A 15610-nucleotide genomic window follows, 5' to 3' on the forward strand; every position below is an offset into this window, starting at 1 on the left:
GGCGGCTTGGGGACGCAAAGGATGACAGGACGGATGAAACAGTTTCTCTTATGTGGTGTGGCGGCGCTGACGCTGGCGGGTTGTGCCGGATCTGGCACTGATATCAGCGATCGTCAGGCCCGCCGCGAGGCAGAGCTGCTGGGCAATGCGCAGGACAGCGGTCAGGGCGGCTTTGTTCCGGCACCGGCCGGGGTGATGTCCTCGAATCTTGATAATGGCGATCCGGCGATTGCCGCGGCTGAATCCGCGCTGGGCGGATCGACTTTCAGCAGCGCGGGGTCCAATCTGGAGCCGCAGGTGGCGACCAATGCGGCCGGCATTTCGCAAGAGAACAACTTTGATGCCGTGTCGGGTGAGCGGGACATCGCAGCCGATGCCGCGATGATTGCACGCAACCGCGCGCAGTATCAGGTGATCCAGCCCACGGCGCTGCCCAGCCGGGCGGGGGCCAGCGGGCCCAATATCGTCGCCTATGCGCTGAACACCTCGAATTCCATCGGCACGCCGCTTTACACCCGCTCGGTGTTCAAATCCGAAACAAAGGCTGCGCGCGCCTGTGCGGGCTATGCTTCGCCCGATCTGGCGCAGGAGGCGTTTCTGGCTGCGGGTGGCCCCGAGCGGGACCGCTATAGCCTCGATCCCGATGGTGACGGCTATGCCTGCGCCTGGGATCCGAGCCCCTATCGCGCGGTCCGCAGGAACTGACGGCGCTCTGGCATCCCTCGCCGAATTGCGGTCCGCGTCGGGATGGCGCGGTACCGTCTTTGGTGGTGATCCACTATACAGCGATGCAAACGGCAATCGCGGCGCGGGATCGCTTGTGTGATCCGCAGGCAGAGGTGTCGGCGCATTACGTGATCTGCCCCAAGGGGCAGATCTGGCATCTGGTGGCCGAAGAGCAGCGCGCCTGGCATGCCGGGGCGGGGCAGTGGGGCACGGTCAGGGACGTCAATTCCCATTCTATCGGGATCGAGCTGGCCAATACCGGCGCGCAACCCTTTTCAGAACCGCAGATGGCGGTGCTGGACGATCTGTTGATCGGTATCCAGACGCGCTGGGGCATCGCGCCTAAAGGTGTGATCGGCCATGCGGATATGGCGCTGGGGCGCAAGATCGATCCGGGTCCAAGGTTCGACTGGCGGCGGCTGGCGCGTCTGGGGTTATCCATCTGGCCCGAAGTCCGCGCTGGTGGAGATTTTTACCGCGATGCTCAGCGTTTTGGCTATGCTCTGCCTGAGGGGGGTGAAGCGCTGTTGTTGCAGGCCTTCCGTGAGCGGTTTCGCCCCGGGGCGGGCGGCGCGGTTTGCGACGCTGACACGGCCCTCATGGCCGATCTTGCTGCGCGCTGGCCTGCGGGCTGAGGCAGGGCCTGTCAGCTGCCGCTATTCCAGCTCGTAAGGTAGTACGCCGCGCCGGTTGGGCGTGACATAGAGCCTGCGTTCCAGGGGGGGGACAGAGCGCTGATGGCAGCTTGTCCGCTCACAGATGCGGCACGAGATCCCGATGGGTTCGAACGCGGCATCGCGGTCCAGATCCATCCCATCGGCGTAGACCATAGCGCGGGCATGTTTCACTTCGCACCCCAGAGCAATCGCGTAGCGCCGTACCGGGGCACCAAAATGGCCGCCGGGTTTGCTCACATCCCGCGCGAGGCTGATATAGCGCACGCCATCCGGGGTTTCTGCCAGCTGGCGCAGGAACTGCCCGGGCGTTTCAAATGCCCCGTGCACGTTCCACAGCGGGCAGGCCCCGCCAAAGCGGGCAAATTGCAGCCGAGTCGAGGAATGGCGCTTGGTGATTGTGCCAGCCTGATCGACGCGCACAAAGAAAAAGGGAATTCCCTTGGCGCCGGGACGCTGTAGTGTGGACAGCCGATGCGCCACCTGTTCGATCGAGGCGCCAAACAGCGTGGCGAGGCGTTCGAGATCGTGGCGCGTGTCCTGTGCGGCGCGCAGGAAGGCAGCATAGGGCATCATCGCCGCCCCGGCAAAGTAGTTCGCAAGGCCGATCTTGGCGATGCTGCGCGCCGCCTCGGTCTGGAACTTGGCCAGATCCAGCGTTGCCTCCAGCGGCAGATCCTGACGCAGCAGCGCCACCTGCAGCAGCAGCTGAAAGGTCTGGGTTTCGGGCGGGGCAAGGGTGGACAGGGTCAGAACCCCGGTCTTTGGATCGAACTGCCGCAGGGGGCTGGTGTGGTCAAAGCGCACAGTGATGCCCTTGCGCGCCAGGCGGGCGATGGTGGCGCTGCGAATGTCGCCTTCGCCCTGCAGCAGATCAGCAAAGCGTTCGGCCGTGCGGTCCACCGCATCGATGTAATTGTCGCAATAGTGGAAGAAGTCGCGCACCTCTTCCCAGGGGCTGGGTTGCAGTTGTGCGCCTTCGCGCCCCAAAGCCTCGTCCAGACTGGCAAGGCGTTCATGGGTTTGGCGGTACGCCTTGTGCAATTCCAGAAAGGCGCGGGCAAAGGCAGGGGCGTTTGAGGCTGTCAGGCGCAGATCGGCCAAGGGCGGCGCGGCATCGCCGAACACCGGATCTGCCAACGCCTCTCGCATGTCGCTGACCAGCCGTTCGGAATCGCCTTGGCCCAGTTCGGTGACGTCCAGACCGAATTCTTGCGCCAGCGCCAGAACCACCGTCGTGCTGACCGGGCGATTGTTATTTTCCATCTGGTTGAGATAGGGCAGCGAGACGCCCAGTTTGGTTGCAAAATCCTTTTGCGTGAGGCTGAGCCGCGTGCGGATCTCGCGCAGCTTGGCGCCGGCGTAAAGCTTTCTGGCGGACATCGCGGGATCCTTTGCAAACCTGCTGTGTCAGGTTTGCAAAGAAGTCAGGCTGGGTCCAGCCCTATCAGCTGCTTTTCGCGCCAGATCACGAAGCGGATGCAGACAACGGCCAGCAGGCTTGTCACGAACATGATCCAAAGCAGCGGCCAGGCACCAGTTCCGGGTTGTAGCAGCGCACCGGCCAGCGCGGACAGGGCCGCGCCGCCGCCGATCATGATCGCGCCGCCAAGGCCGCTGGCTGTGCCGGCGAGATGCGGACGCACCGACAGCATGCCCGCCGTGGCATTTGGGATCGACATGCCGTTGCCAAGGCCGACAAAAATCATGAGGCCGAAGAAGGTTTCGACCGTGCCAAGGCCGAGGGCCAGCACCAGCAGGTTCAGGCCAATCCCGAGGGCGTTGAACAGGGTGCCCCAGTAGACCATCCGGTTCACGCCGACGCTGGTGGAATAGCGCCCGGACAGGAAGTTGCCCGCGAAATACCCGATGGCGGGCGCACCAAAGTAAAGGCCCAGAGCAGAGGGGCTGAGGGAAAACACCACCGAGCCGACAAAAGGAGCACCGCCCAGATAGGCAAAGAACGCGCCCGAAGCAAAACCGGAGGCCAGCGCATAGCCCCAGAATCGCGGGGCGCGCAGCAGTTCAGGGTATTCGCGGAACTGCTGGCCCAGTGTCAGGGTGCTTTTCGTGGCCGTCTCGCCCAGATCGCGCCAGGTGAGCCATAGCAGCCCGAGGCCAAGGACCAGCAGCAGCCAAAAGGTGGATTGCCAGCCAAAAGCTTCGTCCAGCAGGCCGCCGATGGCGGGACCGATCATCGGCACCACCGACACGCCCATGGTGACATAGCCGATCATCGACGCGGCCTGTTCCTGTGGAACCATATCGCGCACCACGGCCCGTGACAGCACCATTGCAGAGACGATCACCGCCTGCAGCATGCGGAAGGTCAGGAACACATAGACGTCCCGCGCCAGAAGACAGCCCAAAGTGGCGACACAGAAGATCGCAATACCGCCCAGCAGCACGGGGCGGCGGCCGAGCTTGTCCGAAATCGGGCCGATGAACACCTGCAGCAGGGCGTTCACCGCCAGATAGATCGCCACAGAGAGCTGCATCAACCGGTATTCGGTGTCGAAGAACTCGGTCATATGCGGCAGGCTGGGCAGAAAAACGTTCATCGCCAATGCCGATAATCCTGCGAGCAGGATCAAGGTCGAGATATGGGGCGGCGTGGAGCGGTCCAGAAACCGGACGATCGGAGTATCTTGCATCTGCAGCGACTTAAGCCGATGCTGAGGCCATGTCCAATGACAGGTTGCAAAAAGCAGCGAATATGCAAATTTGCATTTTGCATTATGTCTCGTCTCCAAAGTTTGCAAATTTGCTAAAAGACACTTGAGCCAAGTCTCAGGCCCTGTATTTTCTGCCCAAACGAGGGAGACCACCATGAAAGATATTCTTCAGGTACTCGAAGGCCGTCGCGCCGAAGCCCGCCTTGGCGGAGGTCAGAACCGCATCGACGCGCAGCATGCCAAAGGCAAGCTGACCGCGCGCGAACGGGTCGAGCTGTTGCTGGACGAGGACAGTTTTGAAGAATTCGACATGTTCGTCACCCACCGCTGTACCGATTTCGGCATGGAGCAGAACAAGGTTTATGGCGACGGGGTTGTGACCGGATGGGGCACGATCAACGGGCGTATGGTCTATGTCTTCAGTCAGGATTTCACTGTTCTGGGCGGGTCGCTTTCGGAAACCCATGCCCAGAAGATCTGTAAGATCATGGATATGGCGATGCAGAATGGTGCGCCGGTGATCGGCATCAACGATTCCGGCGGTGCGCGTATTCAGGAGGGTGTGGCCTCGCTTGCCGGTTATGCAGAGGTGTTTCAGCGAAACGTGATGGCGTCCGGCGTGGTGCCGCAGATTTCGCTGATCATGGGCCCTTGCGCCGGAGGCGCGGTCTATTCCCCCGCGATGACGGATTTCATCTTTATGGTGCAGGATTCGTCCTACATGTTCGTGACGGGCCCCGATGTGGTCAAGACGGTGACGAACGAGGTGGTGACTGCCGAGGAACTTGGCGGCGCCTCGACCCACACGCGCAAGTCGTCCGTCGCAGACGGCGCGTTTGAGAATGACGTCGAGGCGCTGGCCGAAGTGCGGCGTCTGGTGGATTTTCTGCCGCTCTCCAATCGTGAAAAGCCGCCGGTGCGCCCGTTCTTTGACGAACCGGGCCGGGTGGAAAAATCGCTCGACACGCTGATCCCCGAAAATGCCAATACGCCCTATGACATGAAGGAACTGATCCTCAAGATTGCGGACGAGGCGGATTTCTACGAGATTCAGGAGAATTTCGCGAAGAACATCATCACCGGGTTCATGCGCCTTGAGGGGCAGACCGTGGGTGTGGTGGCGAACCAGCCGATGGTGCTGGCTGGATGCCTCGACATCGACAGCTCGCGCAAGGCAGCACGGTTCGTGCGGTTTTGCGATGCGTTTGAAATCCCGATCCTGACGCTGGTTGATGTTCCGGGCTTCCTTCCGGGCACGTCGCAGGAATTCGGCGGTGTGATCAAGCACGGCGCCAAGCTGCTGTTCGCCTATGGCGAGGCGACGGTGCCCAAAGTGACGGTGATCACCCGCAAGGCCTATGGCGGGGCCTATGACGTGATGTCGTCAAAGCATTTGCGGGGCGATTACAACTATGCTTGGCCCACGGCGGAAATCGCCGTTATGGGCGCCAAGGGCGCGACCGAGATCATTCACCGTGCGGATCTTGGGGATGCTGAAAAGATTGCCGCCCATGCCAAAAGCTATGAGGACCGCTTTGCCAATCCTTTTGTCGCCGCCGAACGTGGCTTTATCGACGAAGTGATCCAACCGCGCAGCACCCGCAAGCGGGTCAGTCGGGCCTTTGCCGCGCTGCGCGGCAAGAAACTGACCAACCCTTGGAAAAAACACGATAATATTCCGCTTTGATGCCCTGTTTCTGATGGATTTTATACGCAATGCCCCGGTGGCAAGAGGCCGATGTGACTGACGTTATCAAATCTCTGGATGTGTCGCGCGCTGATGGCGCGCAGATGCCGCTGGCGCAAACCGGCGTGCGTCTGCGCGACGGCTGGTATGTGACCCGTATTGCGGGCAGCTATACTCTGTCGCGCCACTTGCCCGCCCGGTTTGACCTCTGCGCCAGCACCCGTTTGCCCCGGGTGAAGGCCAGCCGACTGGCGCGGCAGATCCGGCAGGACCTCTGGCGCGAATTGCAGGGGTTGCGGGGGTTTTCCCCGGTGGTCGAGGTGTCACAAGACGGCGATAGCGTGTGCGTGCGTGCCGGGGGGCGACTGATGTCTGGCCCTGCGACAAGGTCTGCTGTGCAGCGGATTGAGGTGCTGTTGAACGATCCGGCGCGCCGTGCACGCTGGTGCACTTGGGCGCGGGTTGGGGGGCAGGGCTGATGTCTTTGAGGCCAGTGCATAGAACCGTGGGCCTGACCCAGTACCGCACGTCCCCAGCGCAAGGCGTTCTGCAACGGGGGCGCGGCGGCGTCTTTGTCATAATGATGTTGGCAGCGGGTTCTTTGGGGCAAGCCAGTTCTGCGGCGAGTGATGTCACGGAGGAAATCATCACCTTGTCATCCGGAGATACCGCGCAGCTTCAGGAAGTGATCGAGGACGCGTCGGGGATGGCACCGGTCGCGCGGTTCCGCTTTGTCGCGCCTTGGGTCGCGGATGGTGCGGAGTATGACCGCGTGACCGCGGATATGGAGGAGCTGTGTCAAAGCTACGCCTTGGGCAGACTGCCAGATCTGAGGGCGCGCCCATCGCTGATCGTGATCTCCCTCTCTCAAGCGCCGACTGACTTTGGCGTGCCCTCGCCTGAGATCACCCAGTTCTTTGAATCTTACAGCCTTAACGATGGTCGCTGCGTCTGGGAGCCGTTCTGATGAGGGTGTGCAGGGAGCCTGAGCGTGAGGCGGTGCCGCTTTGTGAGGCTTTAGGGGCACAGGTTACCCGCTCAGCGGGCATTCCATTTCTTTTTCGCAATTTTTTCGATAATCGTGGGAACGGTTACATCAGAGTGACCGTTCGAAAAGGACGAGGATTGGCTGGCCCGTCGGGCTATGTCGGTTCCGTTGAATCTGTCAGGAGTATGAAATGTCCAAGAGCATCAAATTGTTTGCAATGTTCGGCTTTGTCGCCGCGCTGTCTGCATGTGGCCAGCAACAGCAGGAAGAAGAGTATGTGGTTGTCGCGCCGGAGCCGATCACTGCCGAGCCTGTGTACACTGGTAAGTATAAGTAATAAGACGCCGGGACGGGCCCTGAGGCCTGTCCCGCACCGCGCCACCGTTTCCGGCCATTTCATGGTCCTTCAAAAAGAGGAGGGCCGCTTTTGCTGAAGCACCGTGGCTTTCCCGGGCGATTGCCCGGCACAGATTTTCAATTCGTCGTCCGTCGCGCTAACCCGAAGGGCGCAACGCCCCTGACCAAGCGCGAACGCTATGCGGACCGCCGACCACCGGACAAGCGCGCCGATTTGTGGTTCATGGCGGCGCTTTGGGCGCATTTCGGGGATGAGCCTTTCGAGCGTGGCAATCTGGACGCGGGGCGGCTGAGCTGGCTGTTCGGGCGCGAAGTGTTGCCCGTGGAAGATCCGTTCGATCCCGAAAGTTATGAGGCATTGCTGGTCATAGACGAGCAGATAGCGCGCCGTTCCTTCCCGGATGCCTTTGAAAAGGGTCTTTGGACGTGAACCTTCTGCCCCAGCCGATGCAGATGCGCAGCGCGTCGGGGGTGCGTTCTGCCGCCAAACCCGACCGTTGCGCATGCGTTGGCAGCGGGGCAGAAGGAAAGGCCGCCTACAGGCGGAGCTCCGCCGACGAGATGGGTGTTTTCAGATTTGGCTGGAACAATGCATCACGTTTGAGAGTTATGCGGTTATCGACAGGCATGAAAAATAGGGAGTCCATTCGATGCGGAACTTTGCAAAACTCACAGCTATTCTCGCTCTCACCGGCCTTGCGGCGTGTGAAGGTAGTGATCTTGAGCGTGGCGCGCTGGGCGGTGTTGGCGGTTATGCCGTTGACCGTGCCCTTGGCGGTGACGGCACCATCGGCGCGGCTGCGGGTATCGCAGCAGGCGTTACCTGTGACAACGTTGCACGGAACGTTTGCCGCTGATCTGAGATTCCGGGCCACACGCGGCCCTATCAGACCAATTAAAGCCATCAGAGCCTCGTGCTCTGGTGGTTTTTTTGTTTGCGATGCTGCGGGATTTCCCGACGGCCAAGACATGCGTTGAAGGGGGACAGGTATGTTCAATAAGATTTTGATCGCCAACCGGGGCGAGATTGCCTGCCGGGTCATAAAGACCGCCCGCAAGATGGGGATCAAAACGGTTGCGATCTATTCTGATGCCGACCGCAATGCCCTGCATGTCGAAATGGCGGATGAGTCGGTGCATATCGGGCCATCCCCCGCCAACCAATCCTATATCGTGATCGACAAGGTGATGGAGGCCGTCCGGAAAAGTGGCGCACAGGCGGTGCACCCGGGCTATGGGTTCTTGTCTGAAAATCCGAAATTTGCCGAGGCTCTTGCCGCAGCGGGCGTCGCCTTTGTCGGCCCGCCGGTCGGCGCCATCGAAAAGATGGGCGACAAGATCACCAGCAAGAAAATCGCGCAGGAGGCGGGGGTAAGTACCGTTCCCGGCTATATGGGTCTGATCGCCGACGGGGATGAGGCGATCAAGATTTCGGGCGAGATCGGCTATCCGGTGATGATCAAGGCCTCTGCCGGCGGCGGCGGTAAAGGCATGCGCATCGCTTGGAAAGAGGACGAGGTTCGTGACGGCTTTCAATCCTCCAAGAACGAGGCAGCAAGCAGCTTTGGTGATGACCGGATCTTTATCGAAAAGTTCGTCACACAACCCCGCCATATCGAAATTCAGGTGCTGGCCGACGCCCATGGCAACTGCATTTACCTAGGCGAGCGCGAATGTTCGATCCAGCGCCGCAACCAGAAGGTTATCGAAGAGGCGCCCAGCCCCTTCCTTGATCCCGAAACCCGCAAGGCGATGGGCGAACAGGCCTGCGCGCTGGCTCAGGCCGTGGGCTATACCAGCGCTGGAACGGTTGAATTCATCGTTGATGGTGACAGGAATTTCTACTTCCTCGAAATGAACACCCGTCTGCAGGTGGAACATCCGGTGACCGAGCTGATCACCGGCATCGACCTTGTCGAACAGATGATCCGCGTCGCCAATGGCGAAGCGCTCAGCATCACCCAAGATGATGTGAAATTGAACGGCTGGGCGATGGAAAGCCGCCTCTATGCCGAAGATCCCTATCGCGGTTTCCTGCCCTCGATCGGACGTCTCACCCGCTATCGCCCGCCCGCCGAAATCGCCGTCGAAGGTGCCAAGGTGCGCAATGACACCGGTGTATTCGAGGGCGGCGAGATCAGCATGTATTACGACCCGATGATCGCCAAGCTGTGCACATGGGCCCCCGACCGCGCACAGGCGATCGAGGCGATGCGCAACGCGCTGGATGCGTTCGAGGTTGAGGGGATCGGTCACAACCTGCCGTTCCTGTCTGCCGTCATGGACCATCCCAAATTCGTCAGCGGCAACATCACCACCGCCTTTATCGCCGAGGAATATCCCGAGGGCTTCAACGGGGTCGACCTTTCAGATGATGCGCTGCGCCGGATTGCGGCCACCTGTGTTGCGATGAACCGCGTTGCCGAAATTCGCCGCGCGCGGGTATCGGGCACGCTGGACAACCACGAACGTAAGGTTGGCAACAATTGGAACGTGACACTTCAGGGCCAAAGCCATGATGTGACCATCGCGGCCGATCACGACGGCGCCAGCGTCACCTTTGCCGACGGTGCGACTCTGCGCGTCTCGGGCAACTGGACGCCGGGCGATCAGCTGGCCACGATGGATGTCGATGGCGCGCCTCTGGTGCTCAAGGTTGGCAAGATCTCGGGCGGCTTCCGCATCCGCTCGCGCGGCGCGGATCTCAAGGTGCATGTGCGCAGCCCGCGTCAGGCGGAACTTGCGCGTCTCATGCCTGAAAAAGTGCCCGCCGACACATCAAAACTGCTGCTCTGCCCGATGCCGGGCCTGATCGTGAAGGTCAATGTCGAGGCCGGTGATGAGGTGCAGGAAGGTCAGGCGCTCTGCACGGTCGAGGCGATGAAGATGGAAAACATCCTGCGTGCCGAACGCAAGGGCATCGTGGCCAAGGTCAATGCCGCCGCTGGTGACAGTCTTGCTGTGGATGATGTGATCCTGGAGTTCGAATAGGCCGATGCCGCGCGTCCTGCCCCAGACCCGTGTTTCAACCCGCCGTGCAATCGGGGCTGAGGGGCTGTGTTCGGGGCAGGTGCGCTGTGGTTTCCCTCAGCGCCGCAGCATATCGCGCCGGTCACGGTATTCCTGCTGGCGCAGCGGCAGTTTGTCTATGGCGCGCGACAGTTCGCGCACATCCCAGGGGAATGGTTTGCGCAGCACGATGGTGCCTTCCTTGGACAGCAGCACAACCATGAAATCCCGTGCCCGCAACTGTTCGCGGATCGCGGTCTTGGCGGCAGGATCGGTGTCGGTGATCACCACCACATCGCGTTCGGCCAGTACGTCGAGCCGTTCGGTGATCAGCTCCATCTGCTGCACATATCGCGGGTCTGCCGGATTGTTGGCCAACACTACGACGGGTCGTTTCAACCATTTGAATTCGCTCAGGTCATGCCCTTCAGCAGAGATGATCATCTCGTCGGTGTCGGGCATGGCATCCGCGCCGGCCGCAAGGACCGGCTGCGTGATGGCGAAAAATGCTGCGACAGCAAGGGCAAAGCCTGTTCTCATACAAAGAGATATAGGGGCTCGCGCTGCCAAAGCGAACTGCCAAAGCGCCAGGAGCCAAGAAAAGTTTGCTATGGTGCGTGGTTTCACAGGCGCGCGCCAGCCCGGAACGCCAACCCAGAGAACCAGACGAGGCCAGAGATTGACCTCCGGAGCTTCTGACAAGAGGACGACAGGACCATGACAGCCACCAACGAGCAATGGCGCGCACTTGCCGAAAAAGAGCTGCGCGGGCGCAGTGTCGACGATCTGACTTGGATGACGCTCGAAGGCATCGCCGTGCAGCCGGTCTATACGGCCGAGGATGTCGAAGGCCTGGAACATCTGGGAACGTTGCCGGGGCAGGAGCCGTTCACCCGGGGCGTGAAGGCGACGATGTATGCCGGCCGTCCCTGGACCATCCGTCAATATGCCGGTTTCTCAACCGCCGAGGAATCCAACGCCTTTTACCGCCGCAATCTGGCCGCCGGTCAGCAGGGTGTCTCTGTTGCCTTTGATTTGGCGACGCACCGTGGCTATGACAGCGACCACCCGAGGGTCGAGGGCGATGTGGGCAAGGCCGGTGTCGCTATCGATTCCGTTGAGGATATGAAGATCCTGTTCGACGGCATCCCGCTGGATCAGGTCTCTGTGTCAATGACGATGAACGGCGCGGTGATCCCGATCCTTGCCTCTTTTATCGTCGCGGGCGAAGAGCAGGGACATGACCGCAAAGTGCTGTCTGGAACGATCCAGAACGACATCCTCAAGGAATTCATGGTCCGCAACACCTATGTCTACCCGCCCGAGCCGTCGATGCGGATCATTGCGGATATCATCGAATATACCAGCGCCGAGATGCCAAAGTTCAATTCGATCAGCATCAGCGGCTATCACATGCAAGAGGCCGGCGCGAACCTGGTGCAGGAGCTGGCATTTACCCTTGCCGACGGCAAGGAATACGTCAAAACCGCCATGGCGCGCGGCATGGACATCGACAAATTCGCCGGACGGCTGTCGTTCTTTTTCGCCATCGGCAAGAATTTCTTCATGGAGGTGGCCAAGCTGCGCGCGGCCCGTATGCTTTGGCACCGGATCATGACCGAACTTGGCGCGCAGGACCCGAAATCCAAGATGCTGCGCACCCATTGTCAGACCTCCGGTGTGACGCTGGCCGAACAGGACCCCTATAACAACGTGATCCGAACGGCTTATGAAGCGATGAGCGCGGTTCTGGGCGGCACGCAATCCCTCCACACCAACGCGCTGGACGAGGCGATTGCCCTGCCCACCGATTTCTCTGCCCGGATCGCGCGCAACACCCAGCTGATCCTGCAAGAGGAAACCGGCGTGACCAACGTGGTCGATCCGCTGGCTGGCTCGTATTACGTGGAAAAGCTGACTGCCGATCTGGCCGAAGCCGCCTGGGAGATCATCGAGGAAGTCGATGAAATGGGCGGCATGACCAAGGCCGTTGCCACCGGCATGCCGAAGCTGCGGATCGAGGAAACCGCCGCCCGTCGTCAGGCTGATATCGACCGGGGCACCGAGGTCATTGTGGGTGTCAACAAGTACCGCAAGGACAAGGAAGACCCGCTCGACATTCGCGACATCGACAATGACGAAGTCCGCGAGAGCCAGATTGCCCGGCTCAAGAGCATCCGCGCCACCCGGGACGAGGCGGCCTGTACCGCAGCCCTCGAAGAGTTGACACGTCGCTCGTCCGAGGGTGGCAATCTGCTCGACGGTGCGGTCAATGCCGCCCGGGCGCGGGCCACTGTGGGGGAAATCAGCATGGCGATGGAAAAGGTGTTTGGCCGCCACCGGGCCGAGGTCAAGACCTTGGCCGGCGTCTATGGTGCGGCCTATGAAGGGGATGCAGGCTTTGCCGCGATCCAGAAATCGGTCGAGGATTTCGCCGAGGAAGAGGGGCGTCGCCCGCGTATGCTGGTGGTCAAGATGGGGCAGGACGGCCACGACCGCGGCGCCAAGGTCATCGCCACCGCCTTTGCCGATATCGGGTTCGACGTCGATGTCGGCCCCCTGTTCCAGACCCCCGAAGAGGCGGCGCAGGATGCTGTTGACAACGATGTGCACGTGATCGGCATTTCGTCTCAGGCGGCGGGGCACAAGACGCTGGCGCCGAAACTTGTTCAGGCGCTCAAGGATGCGGGGGCCGGGGATATTCTGGTGGTGTGTGGTGGCGTGATCCCGCAGCAGGATTACCAGTTTCTGTATGATGCGGGGGTCAAGGCGATCTTTGGACCGGGCACCAACATCCCGACAGCGGCGCAGGACATCCTGAAACTGATCCGCGCGGCGCGGGCCTGAACAAGACCCAAAAGAGCATCCCGCACGGCTGTCTTATCCGCGGCGGCGGGACGCCAGTTGGTGTTGGCCCCGTTGCCCGGCTGACACACCAGAATGTCGCAATGCCTTGTGTCTGTTCAGTTCCCACGCTCTGGCCTATCGTCGCCGCAAGAATATCTAGAAGGGGGCGAAAGAGTGTTGGTTCTGGATCACATCGCCGTACTGGGCGAAACGTTGGACGAAGCCGCCGTTTATGTTGAAACTGCGCTGGGCCTTCCGCTTTTGCCCGGCGGCAAACACGAACATTACGCCACCCATAACCGGCTTCTCGGGCTTGCTGACGGCCTTTACCTCGAAGCGATTGCCATAGACCCAGCTGCGCCACCAAAATCCTATCCGCGCTGGTTCGGTCTGGACGGTTTTTCCGGGCGTCCGCGGCTGGATAAATGGATCTGTCGCGTCGAGGATCTGGATGCGGCGCTTAAGAGACTGCCGAGGGCGGGACTTCCGGTGCGGCTGAGCCGCGGCACGCTTGAATGGTCCATGGCGGTGCCCGCGGACGGGCAGCTGTGGTTTGACGGCCTGTTTCCTGCGCTGATCCAATGGCACAGCCCGGTGCCGCCCGGCACGTCGATGGACACTGGCGGTCCAGAGCTGCAAAGGCTGCGCGTGTGCCATCCAGAGGCGGATGAACTGCGTCAGATTTTGCAGCCGGTGCTTGCCGATGGCCGTGTGTCTTTCGAAAGGGGTGACGCGCCGGGACTTGTGGCAGATTTCGTGACCAAGGCGGGTCGGAGAATCCTGCAGTGAAGGTGCGCGCGGCACAGGGCCGGGATGCGGACCAGATTGTGACAATCTGGAACGATGTCATTGAAGGCACTGCAATCACCTTTACCACCGAACTCAAGACAGAGGCCGGTATTTGTGCAGATATTGCTGCGCGCAGCGCCGCCTTTCAGGTGGCGGATCTGGAGGGACAGGTTGTCGGATTTGCCACCTATGGCCCGTTTCGCAATGGCCCCGGATATGCCCGCACCAAGGAGCATTCCATTATGCTGGCACCTCAGGCGCGCGGCCAGGGTGTGGGGCGTGGGTTGATGTCGGCGCTGTGTGATCACGCACGCGCCGAAGGGGTGCACAGTCTTTGGGCCGGGATCAGCGCCGAAAATCCCGCTGCCGTGCCGTTTCATGCCGCTCTTGGCTTTACCGAGATCGCCCGTTTGCCCGAGGTCGGTCATAAATTTGATCGTTGGATCGACCTAATCCTGATGCAAAAGAGGCTTTGAGTGGAGGGTCGCCCACGGCCTGATCACAGGGGCGACAGAATTGCTGCAATTTGACGAACCGCGCTGACAATCCGGCGCGGTTAGCATAAAATGACACCATGTCGATCTGGAAACGCATATCCGATGCCGTCGCCGCCCTGACAAAGGGCGAAGGGCTGTCTGCCGTCTTTGAAAAGCTGCGCTCACCGCCGGAACGGTCTGTCGCCTTCACGATTGCGGTCATTGCCCTAAGCGCCAAGATGGCCAAGGCCGACGGTCTGGTCACCCGGGCCGAGGTGACTGCCTTTCGCGAGATCTTTCACATCGCTCCCGAGGATGAGGCGGGGGCGGCGCGTGTCTTCAACCTTGCCCGACAGGACGTGGCGGGATTCGAGGAATATGCCCGCCGCATCCGCGCGATGTTCGGGACAGAAACCGCCGCGCTTTGCGATCTTATGGAAGGGCTGTTCCGCATCGCCATGGCCGATGGCGTTTATCATCCGGCCGAAGATGCCTTTCTGGAGCGGGTGGCGCAGATTTTTGGCCTGTCGCAAAGTCAGTTTCTTGCTCTGCGCACGCGCTTTGTGCCCGATGCCGCGCCTGATCCGTTCAGCGTTCTTGGGGTCGCCCCAGATACGCCAATTTCCGAAGTGCGCCGAGCCTGGAAGGCACTTGTGCGCGAAAGCCACCCGGACCGCATGATTGCGCGTGGTGTGCCCCCCGAAGCGGTTAAGATGTCTGAACGCCGCCTGATCGATATCAACCGCGCTTGGCAAGAGGTGTCGTCCCGAGCGACGGCATAAAACGTTTCGACTTGAGCTTGTTTCGGGTCCAAGTCGAAACGTCGTGGTGTGCGAGGCTGGATCTATGGACGTCGGGTTTGATATTGCGGCGGACCCCTTACAGCGTGGGTTTGGCGTGACTATATTGATCCCATGAAAAAACTTACAGCCGCCGCCCTTGTTGTCACACTCGCCACACCCCTGCATGCGCAGGAGGCTGAGGGTGAAGGTTTTGACCTCATGAAAGAAGGCGCGCGCCAATTGTTTCGCGGGCTGATGCAGCAGATGGGGCCAGTTCTGGGCGATATGCAGGATCTGACCGGAGAAATGGGTCCCAAGATGCGGGACTTTGTTCAGCAGATGGGCCCGGCGCTGAGTGATCTGATGGGCGAAGTGGACGACTGGTCAGTCTATCATCCGCCTGAAATGCTGCCCAACGGTGACATCATCATGCGCCACAAAACTCCCGAAGAACTGGCGCCGGAGCCGGAAGCCGAAGAAATCGAGATATGACGCTCCATACTCTTGATCAAGGGCACGCCGACAGCAGGAAGATCGTTTTTACCGGATTAACTGCGTGCGGGCTGGCTTCGGGACTGACGTTGAAGGCACAGGATCCAG

The 15610-nt window shown here is 60.8% G+C and carries 17 protein-coding genes; 14 read left to right on the forward strand and 3 right to left on the reverse strand.

The genetic code is table 11. The features are described from left to right. Window positions 1-33: 33 nt before the first annotated feature. The gene (locus P775_RS17385; RefSeq protein ID WP_099912164.1) at window positions 34-705 is read left to right on the forward strand and encodes a hypothetical protein; all 672 of its coding nucleotides are present in this window, start codon (window positions 34-36) and stop codon (window positions 703-705) included. Further along, window positions 666-1361 (forward strand): N-acetylmuramoyl-L-alanine amidase, encoded by a 696-nt coding sequence (locus P775_RS17390; RefSeq protein ID WP_099912165.1) that lies wholly within the window; start codon window positions 666-668, stop codon window positions 1359-1361. The genes P775_RS17385 and P775_RS17390 overlap by 40 nt, the downstream gene beginning before the upstream one ends. A 21-nt stretch (window positions 1362-1382) precedes the next feature. Here P775_RS17390 and P775_RS17395 read toward each other — a convergent pair whose 3' ends face one another. Together P775_RS17395 and P775_RS17400 are read right to left on the reverse strand one after the other, a co-directional pair. Next, window positions 1383-2783, reverse strand: a complete 1401-nt coding sequence (locus P775_RS17395; RefSeq protein WP_099912166.1) for a helix-turn-helix domain-containing protein — start codon at window positions 2781-2783, stop codon at window positions 1383-1385. Between the two features lie 44 nt (window positions 2784-2827). After that, window positions 2828-4054: a multidrug effflux MFS transporter gene (locus P775_RS17400; protein WP_099912167.1), complete on the reverse strand. Its 1227-nt coding sequence runs from the start codon at window positions 4052-4054 to the stop codon at window positions 2828-2830. Window positions 4055-4229: 175 nt separating this feature from the next. Between P775_RS17400 and P775_RS17405 the strand changes: the two genes are divergently transcribed. From P775_RS17405 to P775_RS17430, 7 genes are all read left to right on the forward strand, one after another. Next, window positions 4230-5762, forward strand: coding sequence for an acyl-CoA carboxylase subunit beta (locus P775_RS17405; RefSeq protein WP_099912168.1), 1533 nt, complete (start codon window positions 4230-4232; stop codon window positions 5760-5762). Between the two features lie 53 nt (window positions 5763-5815). Continuing rightward, window positions 5816-6241 (forward strand): hypothetical protein, encoded by a 426-nt coding sequence (locus P775_RS17410; protein WP_245875741.1) that lies wholly within the window; start codon window positions 5816-5818, stop codon window positions 6239-6241. Window positions 6242-6345: 104 nt separating this feature from the next. After that, window positions 6346-6729, forward strand: coding sequence for a DUF6497 family protein (locus tag P775_RS27660; RefSeq protein WP_281256107.1), 384 nt, complete (start codon window positions 6346-6348; stop codon window positions 6727-6729). A gap of 211 nt (window positions 6730-6940) precedes the next feature. Then, a complete protein-coding gene (locus P775_RS28145; RefSeq protein ID WP_180287485.1) occupies window positions 6941-7087 on the forward strand; it encodes a hypothetical protein in 147 nt (48 codons plus the stop codon). Window positions 7088-7177: 90 nt separating this feature from the next. Continuing rightward, complete coding sequence (locus tag P775_RS17420; RefSeq protein WP_099912170.1) at window positions 7178-7537, forward strand: hypothetical protein; 360 nt, start codon at window positions 7178-7180, stop codon at window positions 7535-7537. Window positions 7538-7757: 220 nt separating this feature from the next. Then, window positions 7758-7964 (forward strand): hypothetical protein, encoded by a 207-nt coding sequence (locus tag P775_RS17425; protein ID WP_099912171.1) that lies wholly within the window; start codon window positions 7758-7760, stop codon window positions 7962-7964. Between the two features lie 133 nt (window positions 7965-8097). Then, window positions 8098-10098 carry an acetyl-CoA carboxylase biotin carboxylase subunit gene (locus P775_RS17430; RefSeq protein WP_099912172.1) on the forward strand — a complete coding sequence of 667 codons (2001 nt, stop codon included), beginning with the start codon at window positions 8098-8100 and terminating at the stop codon, window positions 10096-10098. A gap of 96 nt (window positions 10099-10194) precedes the next feature. Here the strand turns inward: P775_RS17430 and P775_RS17435 are convergent, their stop codons facing one another. Beyond that, a complete protein-coding gene (locus P775_RS17435; protein ID WP_245875742.1) occupies window positions 10195-10578 on the reverse strand; it encodes a DUF4174 domain-containing protein in 384 nt (127 codons plus the stop codon). Between the two features lie 255 nt (window positions 10579-10833). Between P775_RS17435 and scpA the strand changes: the two genes are divergently transcribed. The 5 genes from scpA (at window position 10834) to P775_RS17460 (ending at window position 15502) form a co-directional block, all read left to right on the forward strand. Continuing rightward, entirely contained in the window at window positions 10834-12963 is a 2130-nt protein-coding gene (gene scpA / locus P775_RS17440) for a methylmalonyl-CoA mutase (protein WP_099912174.1), read from the forward strand. A gap of 174 nt (window positions 12964-13137) precedes the next feature. Further along, window positions 13138-13752, forward strand: a complete 615-nt coding sequence (locus P775_RS17445; protein WP_245875743.1) for a VOC family protein — start codon at window positions 13138-13140, stop codon at window positions 13750-13752. Beyond that, entirely contained in the window at window positions 13749-14228 is a 480-nt protein-coding gene (locus P775_RS17450) for a GNAT family N-acetyltransferase (protein WP_099912176.1), read from the forward strand. The genes P775_RS17445 and P775_RS17450 overlap by 4 nt, the downstream gene beginning before the upstream one ends. Before the next feature lie 98 nt (window positions 14229-14326). Continuing rightward, window positions 14327-15010: a molecular chaperone DjiA gene (locus tag P775_RS17455; protein ID WP_099912177.1), complete on the forward strand. Its 684-nt coding sequence runs from the start codon at window positions 14327-14329 to the stop codon at window positions 15008-15010. 132 nt (window positions 15011-15142) lie between these two features. Beyond that, window positions 15143-15502, forward strand: coding sequence for a hypothetical protein (locus P775_RS17460; RefSeq protein ID WP_099912178.1), 360 nt, complete (start codon window positions 15143-15145; stop codon window positions 15500-15502). Window positions 15503-15610 lie beyond the last annotated feature (108 nt).

Source organism: Puniceibacterium antarcticum, assembly GCF_002760615.1.
GTDB classification, from domain to species: Bacteria; Pseudomonadota; Alphaproteobacteria; order Rhodobacterales; family Rhodobacteraceae; genus Puniceibacterium; species Puniceibacterium antarcticum.

Coding starts and splice junctions, on each gene's coding strand:
- P775_RS17385 (WP_099912164.1), top strand. CDS start 34: ATGAAACAGTTTCTCTTATGTGGTGTGGCGGCGCTGACGCTGGCGGGT.
- P775_RS17395 (WP_099912166.1), bottom strand. CDS start 2,783: ATGTCCGCCAGAAAGCTTTACGCCGGCGCCAAGCTGCGCGAGATCCGC.
- P775_RS17400 (WP_099912167.1), bottom strand. CDS start 4,054: ATGCAAGATACTCCGATCGTCCGGTTTCTGGACCGCTCCACGCCGCCC.
- P775_RS17405 (WP_099912168.1), top strand. CDS start 4,230: ATGAAAGATATTCTTCAGGTACTCGAAGGCCGTCGCGCCGAAGCCCGC.
- P775_RS27660 (WP_281256107.1), top strand. CDS start 6,346: ATGTTGGCAGCGGGTTCTTTGGGGCAAGCCAGTTCTGCGGCGAGTGAT.
- P775_RS28145 (WP_180287485.1), top strand. CDS start 6,941: ATGTCCAAGAGCATCAAATTGTTTGCAATGTTCGGCTTTGTCGCCGCG.
- P775_RS17425 (WP_099912171.1), top strand. CDS start 7,758: ATGCGGAACTTTGCAAAACTCACAGCTATTCTCGCTCTCACCGGCCTT.
- P775_RS17430 (WP_099912172.1), top strand. CDS start 8,098: ATGTTCAATAAGATTTTGATCGCCAACCGGGGCGAGATTGCCTGCCGG.
- P775_RS17435 (WP_245875742.1), bottom strand. CDS start 10,578: ATGCCCGACACCGACGAGATGATCATCTCTGCTGAAGGGCATGACCTG.
- scpA (WP_099912174.1), top strand. CDS start 10,834: ATGACAGCCACCAACGAGCAATGGCGCGCACTTGCCGAAAAAGAGCTG.
- P775_RS17455 (WP_099912177.1), top strand. CDS start 14,327: ATGTCGATCTGGAAACGCATATCCGATGCCGTCGCCGCCCTGACAAAG.
- P775_RS17460 (WP_099912178.1), top strand. CDS start 15,143: ATGAAAAAACTTACAGCCGCCGCCCTTGTTGTCACACTCGCCACACCC.